General features: G+C 67.7%; 4 protein-coding genes. All 4 read right to left on the reverse strand.

All coding sequences use genetic code 11. The annotated features are described in order from the left end of the window. Window positions 1-813, reverse strand: an 813-nt coding sequence (locus ACO1P8_RS09635) for an MmgE/PrpD family protein (RefSeq protein WP_486295669.1), incomplete at its 3' end; no start/stop codon positions are given. A gap of 40 nt (window positions 814-853) precedes the next feature. Then, entirely contained in the window at window positions 854-1843 is a 990-nt protein-coding gene (locus ACO1P8_RS09640; RefSeq protein ID WP_486295670.1) for a Bug family tripartite tricarboxylate transporter substrate binding protein, read from the reverse strand. Between the two features lie 191 nt (window positions 1844-2034). Next, window positions 2035-2829 carry an SDR family NAD(P)-dependent oxidoreductase gene (locus ACO1P8_RS09645; RefSeq protein ID WP_486295671.1) on the reverse strand — a complete coding sequence of 265 codons (795 nt, stop codon included), beginning with the start codon at window positions 2827-2829 and terminating at the stop codon, window positions 2035-2037. Continuing rightward, the coding region (locus tag ACO1P8_RS09650) for an MFS transporter (RefSeq protein ID WP_486295672.1) at window positions 2822-3487 on the reverse strand (666 nt) is incomplete at its 5' end. The genes ACO1P8_RS09645 and ACO1P8_RS09650, both read right to left, overlap by 8 nt.

Below are 3487 nucleotides of genomic sequence, written 5' to 3' on the forward strand. Positions count from 1 at the left end.
GAAGGCGATGGTCGGCCAGATCCAGGTATCGCCGAAGCCCGCCATCATCGCGTCGAAATCGCCCGCCAGCGTATTGGCGAATCCATGGAACAGGCCGTGCGAACCTTCGAAGACGGTGCGCGGCCCCTTGAAGCCTTCCAACGCGAGGCGAACCGCGCGGTAGCCCGACTGCGCGGCCCAACCGGGATGCATGCGCTTGGTCCACGAGCCATCGGCCAGGTACTCGATGATGCCCGATGCCATGCTGCCCGCGATGCCGAAGGCATCGACCATTTGCTGCTCCGTCAGCCGCAGCGCCGCGCCGATGCCGGCCACGGCGCCCATCACGCCGAACACCGCCGTCGGATGAAAGCCGGCCTTGTGCACCCTGGTCGGCGCCACCGCGCACAGGCGGCACATGATCTCGGAACCGATGGCCAATCCGTGCAGGAAGTCCTGCCCGGAAAACCCATGGCGTTCCGCCGCCGCGATCAACGCGGGCACGATCACCACGCCCGCATGCACCGGACCGCCCTCGAAGGTGTCGTCGAAGTCCTCGCCATGGGCGGCGATGCCGTTCACGAAGGCGGCGCCTTCGACGCCCAGCTTGCGGGCATGGCCCAGCACCGTGCATGGGCCATCCGCGTCGATGGACGCGATGGCCGCCGCCACATACGGCTGCTCGCGCGCCGCGATGCAGATGCCGGCGATATCCAGCACCATGCGCCGGCCGGTTTCGCGGGCACCGGGGGCGTTCTCCGGCCGCGCGGCCAGGATGCCGCGCGCCAACCGCTGGGAGATCGATACGTCGGGGTTCTTGCTTGCTTCGGACATGCTGTTTCCTGTCGAAATCGGTGGACGACGCGCGGCGGCGTCAATCGATGCTGATGTTGCTGTCGTGGGCGACCTGCGTCCACGTGCGTACTTCCTTGGCGATGTAGTCGCCGAACTGCGGCGGGGTCATCGGCATCGGCTCGATACCGATCTGCCGCAGCTTCTGCTGGAACTCGGCCGACTTCAGGATGTCGTTGACCGTCGCGTTCAGCTTGTCCGTCACGGCCTGCGGCATGTGGGCGGGGCCGACCACGCCATACCAGGTCAGCGCCTGCATCGTGGGATAGCCCAGCTCCTGGAAGGTCGGCACGTCCGGCAGGACGGCCTGGCGCTTCTCGCCCGTAACGGCCAGCGGCCTCACCCTGCCCGACCGCACCGCGGGCAGCCCCGCGGCCACGCCGGGAAACACCGTCTGCACGCGGCCGCCGAAGACGTCCGTCAGAGCTTCGCTCATGCTTTTGTACGGCACCGACAGGTCATTGAAGCCGGCCACGTGCTTGAACTCTTCCATCGCCAGATGATTCAGCGTGCCGTTGCCCGAGGTGCCGTAGCTGAGCTTGTCCGGATTCTGTTTGGCGTAGGCCACGAAATCCTTCAGCGTCTTCACATCCAGGTGCGGCCCGACCAGCAGCATATTCGCCGTGCCGCCGATCATGGCGACCGGCGTGAAGCTCTTCACGGCGTCATAGGGGGTTTTGCGCACCGCGGGATTGGTGCCGTGCGTGCCGACGTAAGCGATCATCAGGGTGTAGCCGTCCGGCGTGGCGCGCGCCGTGTCGGACGCCCCGATGATGCCGCCCGCGCCACCCTGGTTCTCGATATAGAAGGATTGCCCCAGCCGCTGGGAAAGCTGTTCCGCCAGCAGGCGGCCGACCACGTCCACACCCCCGCCCGCCCCCTGCGGCGCGATCACCCGGACTTTATGGTTGGGATAATCGGCCTGCGCGTGGGCGGCCTGCGCGGCCATGCCGAACGCCAGCGTCAAACACGCGCGTGCCGCGATGCGCGCGGGGGTAAGTACCATCTTCATGTCGTCTCCTGGAAAATTCTTGTGCCGGTGCCCGCCAGGCGCCGGCTCTGTGTCGCTGCCTCGGGCACGCCACGGCCCTCCCGTCGGATCGCTTCGCCGGTGCCGCATCACGGCCCTCTCGTCGGATCGCTTCGCCGTTGCCGCATGCCGGGACGCCATCGCCCGGACTCGTCGCCTGCCGCCATCCCTTGCTAACCCAGATAAGCGCCGCCGTTCGCATGCATCGTCTGCCCGGTCAGGTAGCGCGCCTTGGGCCCGCACAGGAACGCCACCAGATCGGCCACCTCTTGCGGCGTGCCGCGCCGTCCCAGCAGCGTCGAATGCTTCGCGTGATGCGCCGGCGTCCCTTGCGCGGAATGTCCGCGCGCCGTATCGATCAGGCCGGGCACCACGCAGTTCACCGTCACGCCGTCGCCGCTCAGGTCGTGGGCCAGGCCGCGCGTCAGGCCGACCAGCCCCATCTTGGCGGCGATCACATGCGCGCGGCCGGCCGACCCGCCATGCGCGGACATGCCGCCGATATTGACGATGGCGCCCGCCGGAGAGCGCCGCAGCCAGGGCGCCGCAGCGTGCGCGCACAGGTAGGCACCGTCCAGGATCACGCCGGTGACCTCGCGCCATTGCGCCCAGTCCAGCTCGTCGAAGCTGGCCTCGCGACGGATCGCCGCGTTGTTCACCAGGATATCGATGCGTCCGAAGCGCGCCACCGCCGCATCGACCAGGCTTTGCGCGCCTTCCGGATTCGAGATATCGGCCAGATGCACCAGCGCCCTGGCGCCGGCCTGCTCGATCAGCGCGGCCGTTTCTCGCGCTTCGTCCGCCGATCGCTGCGCGTTCACCACCACATCGGCGCCCTGCCGGCCCAGTTCCACCGCAATGGCGCGTCCGATATTGCGGGCCGCGCCCGTGACGATGGCCACCCGTCCGGACAAGGGCCGATTCGTTGCTTCACTTGCCGTTGCTTCACTCATCGCTGCTTCACTCATGCGCGGGACTCCTGAATTCCATGACGGGTGCCCCGGATGCCGGGGTCTTGGGCTTGGGCGCCGGCGTCCCGGCCTGCAGGACCTTGTCGGGCCGCATCCAGAACGACATCACGATGCCCACCGCCAGAATCGCGATCGACACCACGAAGGGCGAGGTATAGCTGCCCGTGGCATCGACGATGTAGCCGAAGGTGATGGGCGAGATGACCGCGGCCAGTCCCGCGGCCGTGCTGACGAAACCCGTGGCGACGCCGGCATAGGCGGGCGCCACGTCCATCGGTGTCGCGAACACCGGCCCCGCGCTCAACTCCAGGAAGAACAGCGCGGCGGCCAGGCACAGGGCCACCACGGTCTCGTCCTGCACGAACAGCACGCCGGACATGAACAGAATGGACCCGCCGAAACCCAGGATGACCACGTTGCGGCGTGCCGCGTTCACCTTGCCGGTGCGCGTATAGAGCCAGTCCGTCAACATGCCGCCGGCGGTATTGCCGACCACGGCGGCCAGGAACACCGCGCCGGTATAGAACGCCGAGTGCTTCAGATCGATATGGAAATGCGATACGAAGAAGCTGGGCAGCCAGCTCAGGTACATCCACAGCGCCCAGGCGTGCGCGAAGAAAACGATGGTCACGGGCAGGATGCGGCGCAGCAGCGC

This window comes from Bordetella sp. (genome assembly GCF_057362025.1).